General features: G+C 64.3%; 18 protein-coding genes. 14 read left to right on the forward strand and 4 right to left on the reverse strand.

The window, feature by feature from the left end:
• Window positions 1–35: 35 nt before the first annotated feature.
• The gene (locus C5F70_RS12620) at window positions 36–329 is read right to left on the reverse strand and encodes a DUF1330 domain-containing protein (protein WP_104903452.1); all 294 of its coding nucleotides are present in this window, start codon (window positions 327–329) and stop codon (window positions 36–38) included.
• Window positions 330–398: 69 nt separating this feature from the next.
• On the opposite strand from C5F70_RS12620, the gene ribBA reads away from it, so the two are divergent.
• From ribBA to C5F70_RS12645, 5 genes are all read left to right on the forward strand, one after another.
• Window positions 399–1,508: a bifunctional 3,4-dihydroxy-2-butanone-4-phosphate synthase/GTP cyclohydrolase II gene (ribBA, locus tag C5F70_RS12625; RefSeq protein WP_079443541.1), complete on the forward strand. Its 1,110-nt coding sequence runs from the start codon at window positions 399–401 to the stop codon at window positions 1,506–1,508.
• Window positions 1,509–1,734: 226 nt separating this feature from the next.
• Window positions 1,735–2,760, forward strand: coding sequence for an ABC transporter substrate-binding protein (locus C5F70_RS12630; protein WP_046383896.1), 1,026 nt, complete (start codon window positions 1,735–1,737; stop codon window positions 2,758–2,760).
• Window positions 2,757–3,674, forward strand: a complete 918-nt coding sequence (locus C5F70_RS12635; RefSeq protein WP_046383897.1) for an ABC transporter permease — start codon at window positions 2,757–2,759, stop codon at window positions 3,672–3,674. The genes C5F70_RS12630 and C5F70_RS12635 overlap by 4 nt, the downstream gene beginning before the upstream one ends.
• Window positions 3,675–3,680: 6 nt before the next feature.
• Entirely contained in the window at window positions 3,681–4,490 is an 810-nt protein-coding gene (locus C5F70_RS12640; RefSeq protein ID WP_046383898.1) for an ABC transporter permease, read from the forward strand.
• Between the two features lie 17 nt (window positions 4,491–4,507).
• Window positions 4,508–5,662, forward strand: a complete 1,155-nt coding sequence (locus tag C5F70_RS12645) for an ABC transporter ATP-binding protein (protein WP_104903453.1) — start codon at window positions 4,508–4,510, stop codon at window positions 5,660–5,662.
• A gap of 121 nt (window positions 5,663–5,783) precedes the next feature.
• On the opposite strand, the gene C5F70_RS12655 is transcribed toward C5F70_RS12645, so the two are convergent.
• From C5F70_RS12655 to C5F70_RS12665, 3 genes are read right to left on the reverse strand one after another with little or no spacing between them, the layout of a single operon-like run.
• Window positions 5,784–6,530, reverse strand: a complete 747-nt coding sequence (locus C5F70_RS12655) for a PAS domain-containing protein (RefSeq protein WP_104903455.1) — start codon at window positions 6,528–6,530, stop codon at window positions 5,784–5,786.
• Window positions 6,531–7,190, reverse strand: coding sequence for a response regulator (locus tag C5F70_RS12660; RefSeq protein WP_046383903.1), 660 nt, complete (start codon window positions 7,188–7,190; stop codon window positions 6,531–6,533).
• A complete protein-coding gene (locus C5F70_RS12665; protein ID WP_104904558.1) occupies window positions 7,159–8,205 on the reverse strand; it encodes a sensor histidine kinase in 1,047 nt (348 codons plus the stop codon). Before C5F70_RS12665 ends, C5F70_RS12660 begins: the two co-directional genes overlap by 32 nt.
• A gap of 248 nt (window positions 8,206–8,453) precedes the next feature.
• Here C5F70_RS12665 and C5F70_RS12670 point away from each other — a divergent pair, with 248 nt between their 5' ends.
• From C5F70_RS12670 to folD, 9 genes are all read left to right on the forward strand, one after another.
• The gene (locus tag C5F70_RS12670) at window positions 8,454–8,900 is read left to right on the forward strand and encodes a dimethylamine monooxygenase subunit DmmA family protein (protein WP_102618262.1); all 447 of its coding nucleotides are present in this window, start codon (window positions 8,454–8,456) and stop codon (window positions 8,898–8,900) included.
• Window positions 8,897–9,826, forward strand: a complete 930-nt coding sequence (locus tag C5F70_RS12675) for a PDR/VanB family oxidoreductase (protein ID WP_046383905.1) — start codon at window positions 8,897–8,899, stop codon at window positions 9,824–9,826. The genes C5F70_RS12670 and C5F70_RS12675 overlap by 4 nt, the downstream gene beginning before the upstream one ends.
• An 11-nt stretch (window positions 9,827–9,837) precedes the next feature.
• A complete protein-coding gene (locus tag C5F70_RS12680) occupies window positions 9,838–10,854 on the forward strand; it encodes a DUF3445 domain-containing protein (protein WP_104903456.1) in 1,017 nt (338 codons plus the stop codon).
• A gap of 40 nt (window positions 10,855–10,894) precedes the next feature.
• Entirely contained in the window at window positions 10,895–12,025 is a 1,131-nt protein-coding gene (locus tag C5F70_RS12685; RefSeq protein WP_104903457.1) for an aminomethyltransferase family protein, read from the forward strand.
• Window positions 12,026–12,055: 30 nt separating this feature from the next.
• Entirely contained in the window at window positions 12,056–12,922 is an 867-nt protein-coding gene (gene purU / locus C5F70_RS12690; RefSeq protein ID WP_046383908.1) for a formyltetrahydrofolate deformylase, read from the forward strand.
• 21 nt (window positions 12,923–12,943) lie between these two features.
• On the forward strand, window positions 12,944–14,311 hold the full coding sequence (locus C5F70_RS12695) for an NAD(P)-binding domain-containing protein (RefSeq protein ID WP_046383909.1): 1,368 nt from the start codon (window positions 12,944–12,946) through the stop codon (window positions 14,309–14,311).
• Between the two features lie 13 nt (window positions 14,312–14,324).
• Window positions 14,325–16,634, forward strand: a complete 2,310-nt coding sequence (locus C5F70_RS12700; RefSeq protein ID WP_104904559.1) for a DUF1989 domain-containing protein — start codon at window positions 14,325–14,327, stop codon at window positions 16,632–16,634.
• An 88-nt stretch (window positions 16,635–16,722) separates the two neighbouring features.
• Window positions 16,723–18,402: an APC family permease gene (locus C5F70_RS12705; RefSeq protein ID WP_104903458.1), complete on the forward strand. Its 1,680-nt coding sequence runs from the start codon at window positions 16,723–16,725 to the stop codon at window positions 18,400–18,402.
• A 63-nt stretch (window positions 18,403–18,465) separates the two neighbouring features.
• Window positions 18,466–19,401, forward strand: coding sequence for a bifunctional methylenetetrahydrofolate dehydrogenase/methenyltetrahydrofolate cyclohydrolase FolD (folD, locus tag C5F70_RS12710; protein ID WP_104903459.1), 936 nt, complete (start codon window positions 18,466–18,468; stop codon window positions 19,399–19,401).
• Window positions 19,402–19,604 lie beyond the last annotated feature (203 nt).

Raw genomic sequence — 19,604 nt, forward strand, 5'->3', positions numbered from 1 at the left:
CTCCCACATTGGGAACAATACTTGGACTGATATACCTAAGGCGCCAGGCCTTCCACGATGATGATCTGCGCCTGTCCCACGCCCTCGCGGTGGACCTTCGCCGCCTGATACTCGGCGGATTCGTAACACGCCACCGCCTGCTCATAGCTATCGAACTCAATCACCACATTACGCTGCCGCGCCGGCCCGCCTTCCATCGCTTCGCTGCGCCCGCCCCTGGCCAGAAACCGCCCGCCAAACTGCGCAAACGCCGCCGGCGCGCGTTGGGTGTACTGCGTGTACTGCTCTGCATCGGACACATCTACATGGGCAATCCAGTAGGCCTTCATCGCGACATCCTCTTGCTTGATTTTTGTGGTATACCATAATACATACAACCAACAAATCGAGCACCCAACATGTCCTTCAACAGCATCGCAGACATCATCGAAGACTACCGCCAAGGCAAGATGGTGCTCCTGGTAGACGACGAAGACCGGGAAAACGAAGGCGACCTGCTGCTGCCTGCGGCGTGCTGCAGTGCCGAGGCTATCAGTTTCATGGCCCGTGAAGCCCGTGGTCTGATCTGCCTGACCCTCACCGACGAACACTGCCAGCGCCTGGGCCTGGAGCAGATGGTACCGAGCAATGGCAGCGCGTTCAGCACCGCGTTTACCGTGTCCATCGAAGCGGCCAGCGGTGTGACCACCGGTATCTCTGCCGCCGACCGCGCACGCACGGTGGCGGCGGCCGTGGACGTGAATGCCGGGCCGGCCGATATCGTGCAGCCCGGGCACATCTTTCCGTTGCGCGCCAAAGACGGCGGCGTGCTGACCCGCGCCGGCCACACCGAAGCCGGCTGTGACCTGGCACGCCTGGCCGGGCATACGCCAGCCTCGGTGATCGTCGAAGTGATGAACGACGATGGCACCATGGCCCGCCGACCTGAGCTGGAGATCTTCGCGCGCAAGCACGGGATCAAGATCGGCACTATCGCCGACTTGATTCACTACCGCCTCAGCACCGAACGCACCGTGGCGCGCATTGGCGAACGCGACCTGCCCACGGTGCATGGCACGTTCCGCCTGATCACCTTTGAAGACCGCATCGACGGTGGTGTACACATGGCCATGGTGATGGGCCCGTTGCGCCGCGATGAACCTACGCTGGTGCGCGTGCATGTGATCGACCCGCTGCGCGACCTGGTCGGTGCCGACTACAGCGGTCCGTCCAACTGGACGCTGTGGGCCGCCCTGCAACGCGTCGCGGCCGAAGGTCGTGGCGTGGTGGTGGTGCTGGCCAATCATGAATCGTCCCAGGCATTACTGGAGCGCGTACCGCAACTGACCCAGGCGCCGCGCCAGTTCAACCGTTCACAATCGCGGATTTATTCGGAAGTCGGCACCGGGGCGCAGATATTGCAGGACCTGGGCGTCGGCAAGCTGCGTCACCTCGGCCCGCCCCTGAAATACGCCGGGCTGACTGGCTACGACCTGGAGGTAGTCGAGAGCATTCCCTTCACCGAGTGACGGATAACCGGTAAGGCAAAATGCTTGCACAAAGTTTGGAATACCATAATATGATATTCCATAGACCGAACGCTTTCGCCAAGTGCGCCCGCCAGGGACAGCACCAATAACAGCCCTTGGCACGGTCGCCTTTTGGGCCTCGATTAGAGGCTCCGATGGACCTACTGCTCCCGATAGGCGGGCATTACCAAGCCCGCTCAAAAACACAACAAATGAGGGCGTGAAAATGGTGTTGAACAAACGTGCAACCGCAGTGCTGTTCGCGGGTTTATTGGCTACGGTCACTCACGCGGCCCTGGCGGCCGAAAGCGTGAATTTCGTGAGCTGGGGCGGTAGCACCCAGGATGCGCAGAAGCAGGCGTGGGCCGACCCTTTCAGCAAGGCCAGCGGCATCACCGTGGTGCAAGACGGCCCGACCGACTACGGCAAGCTCAAGGCCATGGTCGAAAGCGGCAACGTGCAGTGGGACGTGGTAGACGTAGAGGCCGACTTCGCCTTGCGCGCCGCCGCCGAAGGCCTGCTCGAACCCCTGGACTTCTCGGTGATCCAGCGCGACAAGATCGACCCGCGCTTCGTCTCCGACCATGGCGTCGGTTCGTTCTTCTTCTCCTTCGTGCTCGGCTACAACGAAAGCAAACTCGGCGCCGCCAAGCCCCAGGATTGGACCGCGCTGTTCGACACCAAGACCTACCCCGGCAAACGCGCCCTCTACAAATGGCCAAGCCCTGGCGTGCTCGAACTGGCCCTGCTCGCCGACGGCGTACCCGCCGACAAGCTCTACCCCCTGGACCTGGACCGCGCCTTCAAGAAACTCGACACCATCAAAAAAGACATCGTCTGGTGGGGCGGCGGCGCGCAATCGCAGCAACTGCTGGCCTCCGGTGAAGTCAGCATGGGCCAGTTCTGGAACGGTCGCATCCACGCCCTGCAGGAAGATGGCGCACCGGTGGGCGTCAGCTGGAAGCAGAACCTGGTCATGGCCGACATCCTCGTCGTGCCCAAGGGCACCAAAAACAAAGCCGCCGCGATGAAGTTCCTGGCCAGTGCCAGCAGCGCCAAGGGCCAGGCCGATTTCTCCAACCTGACCGCTTATGCACCGGTGAATATCGACAGCGTGCAGCGCCTGGATTCAGTCCTGGCGCCCAACCTGCCGACGGCGTATGCCAAGGACCAGATCACCCTCGATTTCGCCTACTGGGCCAAGAACGGTCCGGCCATTGCGACACGGTGGAATGAATGGCTAGTCAAATGAAAATGACGGCAACCACACCGACCGGGAGCGCCCTCGGCGCTGCCGGCGCGGTTTGCAGCAAAGCCGTATCGCCGCCCCTGGCCCAGCGCTGGCGCGGGGCGGGCAACCTGATCCCGGCCCTGCTGTTCCTCGGCCTGTTCTTCCTCGCACCGCTGATCGGGCTGTTGCTGCGCGGCGTGCTGGAGCCCGTGCCGGGCCTGGGCAACTATGAACAGCTGTTCGCCAACTCGGCCTACGCCCGCGTGCTGCTCAACACCTTTTCGGTGGCGGGCCTGGTGACCCTGTTCAGCCTGTTGCTGGGCTTCCCGCTGGCCTGGGCGATTACCCTGGTGCCACGCGGCTGGGGCCGCTGGATGCTGAATATCGTGCTGCTGTCGATGTGGACCAGCCTGCTGGCCCGCACCTATTCCTGGCTGGTGTTGCTGCAAGCCTCGGGGGTGATCAACAAGGCGCTGCTGGCCATGGGCATCATCGATGTGCCCCTGGAGATGGTGCATAACCTCACCGGCGTGGTGATCGGCATGAGCTACATCATGATCCCGTTCATCGTGCTGCCGTTGCAGGCGACCATGCAGGCCATCGACCCGATGATCCTGCAGGCCGGCTCCATCTGTGGCGCGAGCCCGTGGACCAACTTCTTCCGGGTGTTCCTGCCGCTGTGCCGGCCGGGGTTGTTTTCCGGCGGGTTGATGGTGTTCGTGATGTCCCTCGGTTACTACGTCACCCCGGCGTTGCTCGGCGGTGCGCAGAACATGATGCTGCCCGAGTTCATCATCCAGCAGGTGCAGTCGTTCCTCAATTGGGGCCTGGCCAGTGCCGGTGCCGCGTTGCTGATCTTCATCACGCTGGTGCTGTTCTACTTCTACCTGAAGCTTCAGCCGGAATCCCCGGTTGGCGCCAGCCATGCGAGGTAAGCCGTCATGCTGCTGACTCCGAATGCCATGAGCCGCAGGATGCGTCTGGGCCTCTACGCCACCACCGGTTTGATTGGGCTGTTCCTGCTGCTGCCGATCGTGTTTATCGTGCTGCTGTCGTTCGGCTCGTCGCAATGGCTGGTGTTCCCGCCACCGGGCTGGACGCTGAAATGGTACGGCCAGTTCTTCTCCAACGCCGACTGGATGAACGCGGCGCTGGCCAGCCTCAAGGTCGCCGTGCTGACCACCGTGTTCGCCGTGGCGCTGGGCCTGCCCAGCGCATTTGCCCTGGTGCGCGGGCGCTTCCCCGGCCGCGAACTGCTCTATGGCCTGTTCACCCTGCCGATGATCGTGCCACTGGTGATCATCGCCGTGGCGGTGTACGCGCTGTTCCTCAAGCTCGGCTACACCGGCACGATGTTCGCCTTTGTGGTCAGCCACGTGATTGTCGCGTTGCCGTTCACCATCATCTCGATCATCAACTCGCTGAAACTGTTCGATCAGTCGATTGAAGACGCCGCGGTGATCTGCGGTGCGTCGCGCCTGCAGGCGGTGTTCAAGGTGACCTTCCCGGCGATTCGCCCGGGGATGGTGGCCGGTGCGCTGTTCGCCTTTCTCGTGTCATGGGACGAAGTGGTGCTCAGCGTGATGATGGCCAGCCCGACCCTGCAAACCCTTCCCGTGAAAATGTGGACCACCCTGCGTCAGGACCTGACACCCGTGATCGCCGTCGCCTCGACGCTGCTGATCGGCCTCTCGGTGCTGGTCATGGTCATCGCCGCCGCCGTTCGCCGGCGCACAGAAACCCGCGCTTGAGCGCCCAGGAGCAGAACATGAGTGCAGTGATCCAAGATGCCGCGCAGACCCCTGGCCAACCTCTGGTCAGCCTGCGCAACCTGAACAAGTTCTATGGCGAATTCGCCGCCGTGGACAACATCTCGCTGGACATCAAGGACGGCGAGTTCCTCACCTTCCTCGGCTCCAGCGGCTCGGGCAAAAGCACCACCCTGTCGATGCTCGCCGGCTTTGAAACGCCGAGCAGCGGCGAGATCCTGGTGAGCGGCCAATCGCTAGTCAACGTACCGCCGCACAAGCGCGACATCGGCATGGTGTTCCAACGCTACTCGCTGTTCCCGCACCTGTCGGTACGCGACAACATCGCCTTCCCCCTGGCGATCCGCAAACTGGCCAGTGCCGAGCGCGAGAAGCGCGTCGACGCCATGCTCAAGCTGGTGCAACTGGAACAGTTCGCCCATCGCCGCCCGTCGCAACTGTCTGGCGGCCAGCAACAGCGCGTCGCCATCGCCCGGGCGCTGGTGTACGAGCCGCGTATCCTGCTGATGGACGAACCGCTCGGCGCCCTCGACAAGAAGCTGCGTGAAGACTTGCAGGACGAGCTGCGCCAGTTGCATCGGCGCCTGGGCATCACCATTGTCTACGTGACCCACGACCAGGAAGAAGCCATGCGCCTGTCCCAGCGCATCGCGATTTTCAGCCACGGCAAGATCGTCGGCCTGGGCAGCGGTTTCGACCTGTACCAGAACCCGCCGAATGCGTTTGTCGCCTCATTCCTGGGCAACTCCAACTTCCTCAAGCTCAAGGCCCAGGGCAACGCGGCGGCGTCGTTCGAAGGCCAATCCCTGTCGATCCGCCTGACCGGCGGCCTGCGCAGCGAGCAGGACGTGCTGCTGATGGTGCGCCCGGAAAAAGCCCTCGCGCTGAGCGTCGAACAGGCCGCCGGGCAACCATTGGCCGCAGGCTGGAACGAAGTGTCGGCCATCGTCGGCGAAGTGCTGTTCCTCGGTGAAAGCCAGACCTGCAGCGTGAAAACCCTGGGCGGCACCTCGATGACGGTCAAGGCATTGTCCGCCGCCGGCATGCCGCTCAAGGCCGGCGACCCGGTGCGCGTGCGCTGGGCCACGGCGGATGCCTGCGTGTACACCGAATGGGCCGAAAGCGATCTGAACAAAGCCGCCGGCGCCCATTAAGCCAAACAAAAAGCTGAACCATCCCCTGTAGGAGCTGGCTTGCCAGCGAAAAACCCACAACCACCGCGGGCATCCAGGCTTCCCGCGTCATCGTTGACGACCATCGCCGGCAAGCCGGCTCCTACAGAACTCTGCGCTCGAAAATCGCGCCCTCGATGCCCAGCACCTCGCAGGTATCGGCATAGATCCCCACGCCCTTCTCCCATACGTGCTTGATCGACTGGTCGGCGCAACGAATCTGGTAATTGAGCTCGAACGGTTCCTGGCGCGACAACGCATATTGCACCTCGCGCCATACGTAGTCGGCATCCTCGGCGAGGATCAGGCTGTTGTAGGTGAACTCATGGTTGTCCACCAACCGCTCGGCGGGGTAGCCGGTCAATTGCAGGCAGCCGGCACTGACGAATTCCATGGTCCAGTCGCGGTTGTTACGGCCGCGATAGATCAGCCCAGGCATGCTGTCGAGCAAGCTCATGCTGCTGCGTTGGCTGGCCTGCAGGGCGATTTCGCGGCGCTTGTGCGCGGTGATATCTCCGGCCACCAGGTAGAAGCCCTGCGGGCCGCGCTTGAGACTGACCTCGAACCAGCGCAGCTCGCCGCACGGATGCACGAAGCGCAGGCGTTGGTTGAACGAGGTCTCGGGACGCCGGCGTAGCTCATGCAAGGCCTGGCGCCACAGCGGGCGGTCTTCCTGGTGGACGTAGTCGACGACGTTGCGTTCCGCGCCCGGCGCACCCATCAACTCGGCCCAGGCCAGGTTGAAGTGGGCGATCTGGCCGTTGTCGCGCAGGTGCAGCAAGGCGGCGGGAAAACAATCCATCAGGTGCGCGGGCGATGTCTGCCCCCAAGCGTCAGGGCTTTCCCTCATCTAGTGACGCTCCTCGTGTTTGAGCAAGGCGCCGCTGTGTACCCTGGCCGCCAGCTCCAGGCGCGAATGCAGGTTGAGTTTCTGCAACAGGCTGCGCACATAGATTTTCACCGTGCCGTCGCTGATCCCCAGCTCCCTGCCGATCTGTTTATTGCTCATGCCGGCGGCGATCAGCGCCAGGGTCTGGCCTTCGCGTTCGGTGAGGTTTTCACCGCCCGGCGTCTCACCGTGTGGCCTGGGCTCGGCCGGGTCGGCGAGCAAGGCGATCAGGGTTGAGTCGAGCATGATCGCGCCCTTGTGGCAGTTGCGCATATACGCCAGCAACGCCTCGGGCTCGGTTTCCTTGAGCACATAACCGCTGGCGCCCAGGCGCAGGGCGCTGAGCAGTTCGGCGCGGTCCATCGAAGCGGTGAGCACCACCACCTGGCAGTCCAGGCGCAATTGGCGCAGTTCGTCCAGCACCTGCAGGCCGCTGAGGCCAGGCATGTGCAGATCCAGCAACACCTGCTGCGGCGTCAGGCTCACGGCCAGATTGATGCCCTCCCGGCCACTGGCCGCCTGCCCCACCACTTCGAAGTCGTCGCTGGCATCGAACAGTTGCGCCAGGCCTTTGCGAAACAGTGGGTGATCATCGATCAGTAATAAGGTCGTGCAGTCCATCGAGACTCCCGTGTGGCAGGTCGTGGTGGCGGCGCAGGCCAAGATGCACGCGCACGCCGTGCGGGCGGATCGCTTCAATGCTCAGCCGCGCGCCGATACTGGCGGCGCGCTCGCGGATAATCGCCAGGCCGAAATGGTTATGCTCATCGCAAGCCGGGCTCAAGCCGATGCCATCGTCCTCCACCGACACCGAGGCATCGCCGTCCTGGGTCTGGCGCAGTTCGATACGCACATGCCGCGCGTGGGAATGGCGCACCGCATTGGCCAGGGCCTCGCGAACAATCTGCAGGATCTGCAATTCGGTTTCCGGGCTCAGGGCATTGTCGGCCAGGCGGTTATCCAACTCGAACACGATGATGCAACGCCGCGAAAACTCCGCGACGGAGTCGGCCAGGGCCTGGCGCAGTGAGCGTCCGTCCATGGTCAGGCGTGCGCTGGTGATCAGCTCGCGCACCTGGCGTTGCAACTGGCTGAGGCCGGCGCACAGGTCCTGCAGGGCAGGCGCGCCCAGCTGTGACTGCAAGCCGTGGGCCTGGAACGCCAGGTAACCCAACTGTTGCGCCACCGAATCGTGCAGCTCACGGGCCAGCGCGCCGTGGCGCGACGTTGCCTGCCTGCGCTGCTGCTCACGGTTGTCGCTGCGCAGACGCACGCTGACCGCCACGGCTTGCGCCGCTTCCTCCAGCAACTGGCGCCAACTGGCACCGGCCCGTCGGGGGGTGTCGAGCAGTAACGCGCCTTTTTCACCCTCGGGCAAGGCGCACACCAATCGGTGTACCCCGCGCTGCCGGCAAGGGCCGCAGGCCTGGGGCGTGTCCATCGCACTCGCGTCGCGCCAGGGGCAGCGCGCCACGTTCTGGCAGCCCTCGATCAAGCCACGTCGCGTCGGGCCCAGGTCTTCGCCGCCCAGGATCAGGTTGAGCCTGGCGGCGGGCAGCAGTGCGTCGAAACGGTCCAGAAAACCCGACAAGGCACCGTCAGCGTGCAGGGGCAACCCGGCCAACAGCCTGCGCACGCTGCGCGCCTGTTCGGGGCGCACAGGCCCCAACCAGAGCGGCCAGCTCTTCGGTCGCGTTCGCACTCTTCGATAACTCCCCGTCCGGTTGCTGAGCATTACTGCAAGACCAGCAACTTCCATGCCCCGAACGCCAGTGCGGCAAGGCTTATCTCCAAAGGCATAGCCCTTTTTCCAGATTGAGAAGATTTTCCTCATAGGAAAGTATCTCTCCCAACAGGAAACAAAACGCACCTTGGAGAGCCCGCATGACGCACACCCACAACCGCCCCATCGTGGTGATGCAATCGGCAACCGCCGGCATGGCGGTTGCCGCCGACCTGCACAAGCCTTTGCTGCTGAGCGGCGAACAACCCGACTTCAGCCGACGTTTACAACAGGCATTGGCCAGCGCAACCGTGGGTTGTCGGCTCTACCTGTTGGGCGATGAGGCCTTTGTCTGGCGCATTCACACCGAAGCCCGCGCCGCCGGCCTGGAAGACGACGAGATCAGCGTGACCTGCACGATGCCCGGCCTGCGCCAGGTGTATTGCGCCCATTGCGGGCTGACCCAGACCGCAGGCCCAGAGCCGGTGTTGAACTGCATCGGCTGCAACGTCGGGCTGGAAGTGCGCGCACACTTTTCCCGGCGCCTGGGGGCTTACCTCGGCGTGTGCATCAACCCCGACCAGCCCTACGCGGGGTTCCAGCCATGAGCGCCGCCCTCAAGGTTCAGGTCAGTGCGGCCAGAATGCTCACCCCCGTGGTGCGCGAGTTCACCCTGACTGCCTGCGACGGTGCCCTGCCCGCTTTCTCGCCCGGCAGCCACGTACAGGTGCATCTGCCGCTGGCCGAGGGCACGGTGCGTAACGCCTACTCGCTGACCAGCGACCCGGCGCACACTCGCCACTACCGCATCGCCGTGCGCCTGCAGGACGCGTCTCGCGGCGGTTCGCAGTACTTGCATCGCCAGGTGCAGGTCGGCGACACCTTGCGGATTTCGCCGCCGGCCAATCTGTTCGCGCCCCATGGCACCGCACGCCGGCACATCCTGATCGCCGCCGGCATCGGCATCACGCCGTTCATGGCCTATATCGCCACGATGGAACAACAGCAGGCCGACTTCGAACTGCATTACCTGTTCCGGCCAGGCCTCAGCGACGCCTACCTCGATGAATTGCAACAGCGCCTCGGCCCGCGCCTGCACGCCTACGACCGCCGCCCGGACCTGAGCCGCATCCTCGCCAACCGGCCGCTGGGCAGCCACGTCTACACCTGTGGCCCGCAACCCTTGATCGAGGCGGTCGAGCAACACGCCGATCGCCTCGGTTGGCCGCGCAATCGGCTGCATGCCGAGGCGTTCAAAGGCGCGCAACCGGGCCAGCCGTTCGACCTGCAACTGCTGCGCAGTGGCCGCACCCTGCGCGTGGAGGCCGAGCAGAGCCTGCTCGAAGCCTTGGAGCACGCGGGGTTGCAGGTGCCCAACCTGTGCCGTGGTGGGGTCTGCGGCCAGTGCATCACGCGCCATCAAGGCGGTGCCATCGAACACCGCGACAGTTTCCTCAGCCCGGCCGAGCAGGCCGAATTTCTGATGCCCTGCGTCTCACGCGGCAGCGGCCCCTGCGTTTCGCTGGACCTATAGGAGTGAGTGCCATGCCCCTGCAATCGAGCCCTGTGCTGAGCTATCGCGACGATTTCAGCTTTCGCAACAGCCCGGCGGCGATCCGTCGCTTCCCGTTTCCGTTTATCGAGGACAGCTACCTGTACTCGGTGAACATCGAACCGGCCACCTCCCGCGACCCGGGTTCCGTCTACGAGCACGCCTTCGACATCGACGAGCACTACCGCTCGGAAATGGCCGAACGCGCCCTGATCCTGGACAACGACCCGCGCCGCTACCTGGTGATGCCGCACATGCAAGCGGCGGCCTGGGATGCGCTGCAAATGCTCATGGAAAACCTCGCCGTCGACTACCCGCAGTGGTTCAGCCTGGTGCGTGACGGCGACCGCTGGCACTGGCGCAACCACCTGCTGCAGATCGATCAACCGTTCATCTTCGGCGATGCCGCCAGCCTGCCCTGCGCACCGCTGGAATACATCGGCCGCCAGGTGCAAGGGGATTTCGCCCTGCTCGACCAGCGCGACGGCGACCTGTACATGGACGCCGGCCTGGTCACCAGCCCGGCCGACTGGTCACTGGCGTTCGATGCCGGGATGAGTTTCAAGCAGTGGCATGCACCGGTGCCCATGGCCCACCAGATGGGCGTGTTCGAGCGCGCGCTGAAGTACCTGCTCAACCTGCAGGCCGGCCAGCCGGTCCGGCGCCTGAACTGGACCCTGACCATCAACCCGCGCCTGGATTCGTCGCCGGAAACCTTCCATCAATGGGGCGCCGACCGCGGCCGGATCACCGCGCAGAACGTCGGGCAACAGGTGCATCTGCGGGTCGAACTGCAAGTGATGGCGCGCCTGCCGCGCAGCAACGCAGTGATGTTCAGCATTCGCACCTACCTGATCAGCCTGGACGAACTGGTCAGCCACCCCGGCTGGGGCTGCCGCCTGCACCGCGTGCTGCGCGACCTGCCCGATGCCATCGCCGACTACAAGGGCATGACCCGCTATCGACACACCCTGGTCGAGTGGCTGCGCCAGTTCGATCCACTCGCCTGAACCATTTCCCGGTGCTCCTTTTCACAGCAAGGAATCTCACATGACCCACTCCTGGCGTATTTCTGCATTGGCTGAGCGGCACCGCGCGCTCGGCTCGAACCTCGAAGACTGGAACGGCATGGGCACCGCCTGGACCTACCGCAGCGCGCTGGCCGACCACCACGAAGCGATCCGCACCCGCGCCGGCCTGATGGATGTATCGGGCCTGAAAAAAGTCCACTACGTCGGCCCGCACGCCGAAAGCCTGTTGCAGTGGGCCACCACCCGCGACATCGCCAAGCTCTATCCCGGCAAATCGGTGTATGCGTCGATGCTCGACGAGGACGGCAAATTCGTCGATGACTGCATCGTCTACCGCACCGGGCCCAATGCGTTCATGGTCGTGCATGGCGCCGGCACCGGGCATGAAATGCTGGTGCGCTCGGCCCAGGGCCGGCAAGTGGCGGTGCTGTTCGACGACGACCTGCACGACCTGTCGCTGCAAGGCCCGCTGGCGGTGGATTTTCTCGCCGAGCATGTGCCTGGCATCCGCCAGCTGCCGTACTTCCATCACCTGCAAACGCGCCTGTTCGAGCGCCCGGTGATGATCTCCCGCACCGGCTACACCGGCGAGCGCGGCTACGAGATTTTCTGCAAGGCCGCGGACGCCCCGTTCCTGTGGGACAGCATCCTCGAACAGGGCGCGAGCCTGGGAATCATTCCCTGCGCCTTCACCGCCCTGGACTGGCTGCGAGTGGAAAGCTCGCTGATGTTTTTCCCCTACGACAACTCGCAGATGTACCCCTTCGCCGACCAGAAGGCCGGCGACACCCTGTGGGAAATGGGCCTGGACTTCACGGTTTCGCCCGGCAAACAAGCGTTCCGAGGCGCCGAGGAACACCTGCGCCTGCGCGGCCAGGAGCGCTTCAAGATCACCGGCGTGCTGCTCGACGGCGTGCGCCCGGCCGAGGCTGGCGACACCTTGTGGCAGGGCAACCAGCAAGTCGGCGTGATCACCTGCGGCATGTATTCGCGCCTGAGCAAACGCTCGATGGCCATCGCGCGCATGAGCGTCGCCTGCGCCGTACCCGGCATCGCGTTGCAGGTGCGCGGCAGCTTCGAAGGCACCGCCACCACCCACGCCCTGCCCTTCGACGACCCGCAAAAAACCAAGCGCACGGCCAAGGGCTGAGCCTTCCTTCACCGCATTCAGGAGCCTTCGATGGACGCCTCAAGCGAACATTACATTCTCAAGATCACCTGCCCGGCGGCGTCCGGGATCGTCGCCGCGATCAGCGCCTGCCTGGCCCGGCAGCAGTGCTACATCAGCGAGTTGGCGCAATTCGACGACGAGTTCACCGGGCAGTTTTTCATGCGCGCGGTGTTCCGTTTCAACAAGGGCGTCAGCGGTGATATCGGCGACCTGCGCAAAGGCCTGGGCGAGCTCGCCGGCGGCTTCGACATGCAGTGGCAGTTGTTCAGCTCACGCCAGCCGACCCGCGTGCTGCTGATGGTCAGCAAGTTCGACCATTGCCTCACCGACCTGCTCTACCGCCACCGTAAAGGCGAAATGGACATGACCATCACCGCCGTGGTCTCCAACCACCTGGACCTGCGGGCGATGGCCGAGCGTGAGGGCATCCGCTTCATCTACCTGCCCATCACCAAGGACACCAAGGCCGGCCAGGAAGCCGAACTGATGCGTATCGTCGAAGACACCCAGACCGATCTGGTAGTGCTCGCGCGCTACATGCAGATCCTGTCCGACGGCCTGTGCCAGCAACTGTCGGGGCGGGCGATCAACATCCACCACTCGTTCCTGCCCGGTTTCAAGGGCGCCAAGCCGTATCACCAGGCCTATGACCGGGGGGTGAAGCTGATCGGCGCCACCGCCCACTACGTCACCAGCGACCTCGACGAGGGCCCGATCATCGAGCAGGAAATCCAGCGCGTCGACCATACCCACTTGCCCGATTCACTGGTCGCCATCGGCCGCGACACCGAAACCGTCGCCCTTTCCAAAGCCCTGAAATACCACCTGGAACACCGGGTGTTCATCAACCACGACAAGACAGTGATCTTTCGCTGAAACCCTTCAGGAGGCACGCTCATGACTTTACGTGTAGCAATCATCGGCGCCGGCCCATGCGGCCTGGCACAACTTCGCGCCTTCCAGTCGGCCCGCGACAAGGGCGCCGCCATTCCCGAACTGGTGTGCTTCGAGAAACAGCAGGACTGGGGCGGCATGTGGAACTACACCTGGCGCACCGGCCTGGACGAAAACGGCGAGCCGGTGCATGGCAGCATGTACCGCTACCTGTGGTCCAACGGCCCCAAGGAATGCCTGGAGTTCGCCGATTACACCTTTGAAGAACATTTCGGCCGGCCCATCGCCTCCTATCCGCCCCGCGAAGTGTTGTGGGACTACATCAAGGGCCGGGTGGAAAAGGCCGGCGTGCGCGACTACATCCGCTTCAACAATGTGGTGCGCCAGGTCACCTTCGACGAACAGACCCAGCGCTTCACCGTGTACGCCCACGACTACACCCACGACACCTTGACCTGTGAAGAATTCGACTACGTGATCAACGCCTGCGGCCACTTCTCCACGCCCAAGGTGCCGTACTTCGAAGGCTTCGAGCAGTTCGCCGGGCGCATCCTGCATGCCCATGACTTTCGCGAGGCGCTGGAATTCAAGGACAAGGACCTGCTGATCATCGGCAGCAGCTATTCGGCTGAGGACATCGGCTCGCAATGCTACAAATATGGCGCGCGCAGCATCACCAGTTGCTACCGCACCACGCCCATGGGCTATGCGTGGCCGGACAACTGGGAAGAAAAACCGCTGCTGCAACGCCTGGAAAACAACCGTGCGTTCTTTGCCGATGGCAGCAGCAAGCACATCGACGCGGTGATCCTGTGTACCGGCTACAAGCACCACTTCCCGTTCCTGCCGGATGAGCTGAGCCTCAGGACCGACAACCGCCTGTGGCCGATGAACCTCTACAAGGGTGTGTTCTGGGAACCCAACCCGCGGCTGATCTACCTCGGCATGCAGGACCAGTGGTACTCGTTCAACATGTTCGACGCCCAGGCCTGGTATGCCCGCGATGTGATCCTGGGGCGTATCCCATTGCCCAGCCAGGCCGCGATGATCGCCGACAGCCAGCAATGGCAGGCACGGGAACTGACCCTGGAAACCAACCAGCAGATGTTCGAGTTCCAGGGCGCCTACATCCAGCACCTGGTGGACGCCACCGACTACCCGGATTTCGACATCGCCGCCGTCAACGAGACCTTTCTGCACTGGAAGCACGACAAGGCCGAAAACATCATGGGCTATCGCGACAAGTCCTACCGCTCGCTGATGACCGGCACCCAGTCGCCGCCGCACCACACCCCGTGGCTGCTGGCCCTGGACGACTCGATGGCGGCGTACCTGGGCGAGCCCGTGACGCCCATCAAATCAGTCGGCTGAGCGGGTGCCCATGATGAATGCTCCGCGTGTTTCCCACCCGCGAGAACCCGGGCTGTTTGCCCGGGCGCCGAACCTCGAACGCTACCGCGTGGCCGTCGGCGGTGTGACGCTGGTCGACCTGCAGCCCGGCGACGGCCTGCAGGTGATCGACCTCGAAGGCCGGCAAATCTGCGAACTGCTGGCCCTCGACGCCAGCGGCCGCAGCGCCCTGGCGAGCTGGGGGCTGAGTGGCTCGAGCGCCTGCCGCGTGCCACCGCGTGTCGGCCAGGCGCTCAAGCGGCGCGGTATCGACGCGCAGGCATTGCCCCTGGCCGCCGCGCTGTGGGACGACGCCAGCCCGCCCGGTCACACTCGGCAGTTTGTCGCCCATGATCGCCTGCTGGTGATCGTCGCCGCTCCCGCCGGGCCCACCGCCGTCGACCGGCAATACCGGCCCAGCGAACTGCGCCTGCTGGTGACACGGGCCAACCCGTCGCCCCTGCTGGTGCCTGCCCTGCCCGAGCCATTGGGCGAGGTGCTGGACGAGTTCACCGTGCGTGCGGGCACGGCCCACGGCTACAGCGTCGCCAAGGGCCAGTACGTGCAGGTGCTGGACGTCGCCGGCCGCCAGTGTTCGGACTTCGTCGCCCTCGACCGCCGCGCCCTGGATCGCGGCATGGAGCTGGACCTTGACCAGACCGTGACGCGCACGCTGAACGGCAGCGCCTACCCGGCGCCGGGGCTGTTCTCGAAGTTTTTCGACCGCCGGATGCAGCCGATGCTGGAGGTGGTGCAGGACACCGTCGGGCGCCACGACGCCTTCGCCCTGGCCTGCGCGGCGCGCTACTACGAATCCCATGGCTATTTCGGGCACGACAACTGCAGCGACAACCTCAGCCGCGTACTCGCGCCCTACGGCGTGCAAGCGCGCAACGGCTGGCCGGCGATCAATTTCTTCTTCAACACCGGCATTGATGCACACCAGCAGATGACCCTGGATGAGCCCTGGTCGCGGCCCGGCGACTACGTACTGCTGCGGGCCATGACCGAGCTGGTGTGCGGCAGTACCTCGTGCCCGGATGACATCGACCCGGCCAATGGCTGGAACCCGACCGATATCCATGTCCGTATCTACCGCGAGAAGGAGCGTTTTTCCATCGCCATGAGCACTCGAACCACGGCCGATGCCGACCCGATACTGACCCGTGAGACCGCGTTCCACTCACGCACCAGCGCCCTCACCGGCAGCTTCATCGACTACCGCAACTGGTGGCTGCCGTTGCGCTACGACGGTTATGGCGCCACCGAGGAATACCTCGGCTGCCGCGAACGCGTGGCCGTGATGGACCTGACCGCCCTGCGCAAATTCGAGATCATCGGCCCCGACGCCGAAGCCCTGTTGCAATACTGCCTGACCCGCGACGTGCGGCGCCTGGCGGTGGGCCAAGTGGTCTATTCGGCGATGTGCCACGAACACGGTGGCATGCTCGACGACGGCACCCTGCTGCGCCTGGGCCCGGACAACTTCCGCTGGATCTGCGGCGAAGACTACGCCGGTGTGTGGCTGCGCGAGCAGGCCCACAAACTGGGGATGAAGGTGTGGGTCAAGTCCGCCAGCGAGCAGATTCACAACCTGGCGGTGCAAGGGCCGCTCAGCCGCGAGCTGCTCAAGCAGATGGTCTGGACGCCGCCCACCCAACCGAGCGTGGACAGCCTCGGCTGGTTCCGCTTCCTGGTCGGCCGGCTGGACGGTTTCGAGGGCTGCCCGTTGATGATTTCGCGTACCGGCTACACCGGCGAACTGGGCTTTGAGGTGTGGTGCCAGCCCGAAGACGCCGAACGGGTGTGGGACCGCATCTGGCAACTCGGCCAACCCTTGGGCCTGGTGCCCCTCGGCCTGGAAGCGCTGGACCTGTTGCGCATCGAAGCCGGGCTGATTTTTGCCGGCTACGAGTTCAACGACCAGACCGACCCGTTCGAGGCCGGCATCGGCTTCAGCGTGCCACTCAAGAGCAAGACCGATGATTTTATCGGCCGCGACGCCCTGTTGCGGCGCAGCGCCCATCCCAGCCACAAACTGGTCGGCCTGCACCTCGGCGGCAACGAGGCGGCCCACCACGGCGACCCGGTGTACCACGGCCGCGCCCAGGTCGGGGTCATCACCAGCGCCTGCCGCTCACCGTTGCTGGCCAGCAATATCGCGCTGTGCCGGGTCGACGTGAGCTGCGCCGAGCCCGGCACCCTGCTTGAGATTGGCAAAGTCGATGGCCTACAGAAGCGCATCAGCGCCACGGTCAGCGCAGCGATTTTCTATGACCCGGACAAGAGCCGCGTGCGTAGCTGATCGTCCCGATACCGATGTGTGCCACCCCACTTTGACTGCCCACTTTGATTGCCCTTCTTAACCGCTACTCAGACATGGGAATACGAAGATGGAAGCGACGACGTTCGAGGCTGTACCGCAGGCTGCCCACTCAGTGGGCAGCCTGCACCGCAAGATCGATTGGCGCGGTGCATTCTGGGTCGCCAGTGGCGTGCCCGCGCTGGTGCTGTTCTCCATCGGCGCGATTGCCGCCACGGTGGGCAAACCGGCCTGGATCGTGTGGATCGTGTCGATCCTGTTCGGGTTTATCCAGGCCTTCACCTATGCCGAGATCGCCGGGCTGTTCCCGCACAAGTCCGGCGGCGCGTCCGTGTACGGCGCGGTGGCCTGGGTGCGCTACAGCAAGTTGATCGCACCGGTGTCGGTGTGGTGCAACTGGCTGGCCTGGTCGCCGGTGCTGTCCATCGGCTCGGGGCTGGCGGCGGGGTATATCCTCACCGCGCTGTTTCCCGCCGATGCGCTGATCAACACCTGGCAACTGACCCTGCTTGACCTGGGTTGGGTCAAGAGCGGCCTGTCGTTGCGCATCAACGCGACGTTCGCCATTGGCCTGTTGATTCTGCTCACGGTGTTTGCCGTGCAGCATGGCGGCATCCTGCGCTCGGCGCGGCTGACGCTGGTGCTCGGGGTCACCTCGCTGATCCCGCTGTTGCTGGTGGGCGTGGTGCCGTTGTTCACCGGGGACGCGACCCAGGCCAACTTCCTGCCGCTGTTCCCGCTGGCCCATGACGCGGCCGGGCAAGTCATCGACGGCCCGTGGGATATGTCCGGCTGGTCGCTGATGGCCGGCGGGCTGTTCATGGCCGCGTGGTCCACCTACGGGTTCGAAACGGCGGTGTGCTACACCCGCGAGTTCAAGGACCCCAAGCGTGACACCTTCAAGGCGATCTTCTACGCCGGCCTGCTGTGCATCCTGGTGTTCACCCTGGTGCCGCTGGCGTTTCAAGGCAGCCTGGGGCTGGGCCAACTGGTGACCCCGGCGGTGCTCGACGCCAGCGGCGCGGTAGTGACTCCGGCGGTGTACAGCGGCCTGCTGTCGCCGGCGATCTACAGCGGCATGGGCGTTGGCCAGGTGATGGCCGACAGCATCGGCGGCGGCAAGGTGGTCGCCAATATCGTGCTGATCATGCTGGTGCTCGCCACGTTGCTGGCGATCATGACCTCGATGTCCGGCTCGTCGCGCACCCTGTATCAGGCGTCGGTGGACGGCTGGCTGCCCAAATACCTGGGGCGCACCAACGAACACGGTGCGCCCACGGCGGCGATGTGGACCGACCTGTCGTTCAACCTGCTGTTGTTGCTGATGTCGGACTATGTGTTCGTGCTGGCGGCGTCCAACGTCAGCTACATCATTTTCAACTTCCTCAACCTCAACGCCGGCTGGATCCACCGCCTCGACCGCCCCGACTGGGTGCGCCCGTACAAAGCCCCCACCGTGCTGCTGGCGGCCGGCGGCGTGCTGAGCTTCGTCAACCTGGCGTGCATGGGCCTGGGTGCGGATATCTGGGGCGCAGGCACGCTGGTCACCGGCTTGCTGCTGGCGCTGTTGATCCTGCCGGTGTTCTGCTACCGCCACTATGTGCAGGACAAAGGCCGCTTCCCCGCGGCCATGCTCAGTGACTTGTATATCCAGGTCGATGACGGCCAACGCCGCGCCGGCTGGCTGCCCTACGCCACACTGATCGCCGGTGTGCTGGTGGTGTATGCCTGCCATCAACTGGTAGCCTGAATGCCCTGGGCTGCCTATTGCTGAGGGATTTATCCCTCAGCGCCCCTATTTCTCCAGACAACGGTGACGCTTTTGACCAGCACTCTCCCTTCCCTTGCCCGCGATATCGACGGCAAGGCCATTTCTGCCCAGGTTCTCGACGAGGTTCGCGAAGAGGTCCTGCTGCTTGCCGCGCAAAAAATCTTCCCGGCCCTGGCTGTCGTGCTGGTGGGCGACGATCCGGCCAGCGAAGTGTATGTGCGCAACAAACTGCTGCGGGCCAAGGAAGTCGGGATTCGCTCCCTTGAATACCGGCTGCCGGATGACGCCAGCCAGGCGCAAGTGCTCGATCTGCTGGCCCGGTTGAACGCCGACGTTTCGGTCAACGGCGTGCTGGTGCAGTTGCCGTTGCCGGCGCATATCGACGAGGCGGCCGTGATCCATGCGATTGACCCGATCAAGGACGTGGACGGTTTCCACCGTGAGAACGTCGGCGGCCTGGTGCAAGGCATCGAGGTGCTCACGCCTTGCACGCCCAGCGGCTGCATGCGCCTGCTGCATGAAACCTGCGGCGATTTGAGTGGCTTGCACGCGGTGGTGATTGGCCGCTCGAATATCGTCGGCAAACCGATGGCGACCCTGCTGTTGCAGGCCAACTGCTCGGTCACCGTGGTGCATTCACGCAGCGTCGATGCTCAGGCATTGTGCCGCTTGGCCGATATCGTCGTCGCCGCGGTCGGGCGGCCGCAGTTGATCGATGCCAGCTGGCTCAAGCCTGGCGCGGTGGTGATCGATGTGGGGATCAACCGCATCAGCACCGAGACCGGTACGCGGTTGGTGGGCGATGTGGACTACGCCAGCGCACGCACCGTGGCCAGCGCGATTACGCCGGTGCCGGGTGGTGTGGGACCGATGACGATTGCCTACCTGCTGAAAAACACCCTGGTGGCGAGCCAGTTGCAACGCAAAGCCCTGCCCCAAGCGCTGGCGCCGCTCCTACAGGGTTCTCAGGGGTTGTAGGCGGCCAGGTCCAGGCCCATTTCTTCCACCGACGCATGGGCACGCAGGCTGAAGAACAAAGCCCTACCCCGAGCGCTGGCGCCGCACTTGTAGGAGCGAGCTTGCTCGCGAAAACCGTCCAGGCAACGCGGTCATCCAGGATGCCCGCGTTATCGTTAACGACCTTCGCGAGCAAGCTCGCTCCTACAGGGTTCTCAGGGGTT

The organism is Pseudomonas sp. LH1G9 (assembly GCF_002949975.1).
GTDB lineage: Bacteria > Pseudomonadota > Gammaproteobacteria > Pseudomonadales > Pseudomonadaceae > Aquipseudomonas > Aquipseudomonas veronii.

What these genes read in the sequence shown, in the direction of transcription:
- C5F70_RS12620 (WP_104903452.1), bottom strand. Translation starts at nt 329, where the DNA reads ATGAAGGCCTACTGGATTGCCCATGTAGATGTGTCCGATGCAGAGCAG.
- ribBA (WP_079443541.1), top strand. Translation starts at nt 399, where the DNA reads ATGTCCTTCAACAGCATCGCAGACATCATCGAAGACTACCGCCAAGGC.
- C5F70_RS12630 (WP_046383896.1), top strand. Translation starts at nt 1,735, where the DNA reads ATGGTGTTGAACAAACGTGCAACCGCAGTGCTGTTCGCGGGTTTATTG.
- C5F70_RS12635 (WP_046383897.1), top strand. Translation starts at nt 2,757, where the DNA reads ATGAAAATGACGGCAACCACACCGACCGGGAGCGCCCTCGGCGCTGCC.
- C5F70_RS12640 (WP_046383898.1), top strand. Translation starts at nt 3,681, where the DNA reads ATGCTGCTGACTCCGAATGCCATGAGCCGCAGGATGCGTCTGGGCCTC.
- C5F70_RS12645 (WP_104903453.1), top strand. Translation starts at nt 4,508, where the DNA reads ATGAGTGCAGTGATCCAAGATGCCGCGCAGACCCCTGGCCAACCTCTG.
- C5F70_RS12655 (WP_104903455.1), bottom strand. Translation starts at nt 6,530, where the DNA reads ATGAGGGAAAGCCCTGACGCTTGGGGGCAGACATCGCCCGCGCACCTG.
- C5F70_RS12660 (WP_046383903.1), bottom strand. Translation starts at nt 7,190, where the DNA reads ATGGACTGCACGACCTTATTACTGATCGATGATCACCCACTGTTTCGC.
- C5F70_RS12670 (WP_102618262.1), top strand. Translation starts at nt 8,454, where the DNA reads ATGACGCACACCCACAACCGCCCCATCGTGGTGATGCAATCGGCAACC.
- C5F70_RS12675 (WP_046383905.1), top strand. Translation starts at nt 8,897, where the DNA reads ATGAGCGCCGCCCTCAAGGTTCAGGTCAGTGCGGCCAGAATGCTCACC.
- C5F70_RS12680 (WP_104903456.1), top strand. Translation starts at nt 9,838, where the DNA reads ATGCCCCTGCAATCGAGCCCTGTGCTGAGCTATCGCGACGATTTCAGC.
- C5F70_RS12685 (WP_104903457.1), top strand. Translation starts at nt 10,895, where the DNA reads ATGACCCACTCCTGGCGTATTTCTGCATTGGCTGAGCGGCACCGCGCG.
- purU (WP_046383908.1), top strand. Translation starts at nt 12,056, where the DNA reads ATGGACGCCTCAAGCGAACATTACATTCTCAAGATCACCTGCCCGGCG.
- C5F70_RS12695 (WP_046383909.1), top strand. Translation starts at nt 12,944, where the DNA reads ATGACTTTACGTGTAGCAATCATCGGCGCCGGCCCATGCGGCCTGGCA.
- C5F70_RS12700 (WP_104904559.1), top strand. Translation starts at nt 14,325, where the DNA reads ATGAATGCTCCGCGTGTTTCCCACCCGCGAGAACCCGGGCTGTTTGCC.
- C5F70_RS12705 (WP_104903458.1), top strand. Translation starts at nt 16,723, where the DNA reads ATGGAAGCGACGACGTTCGAGGCTGTACCGCAGGCTGCCCACTCAGTG.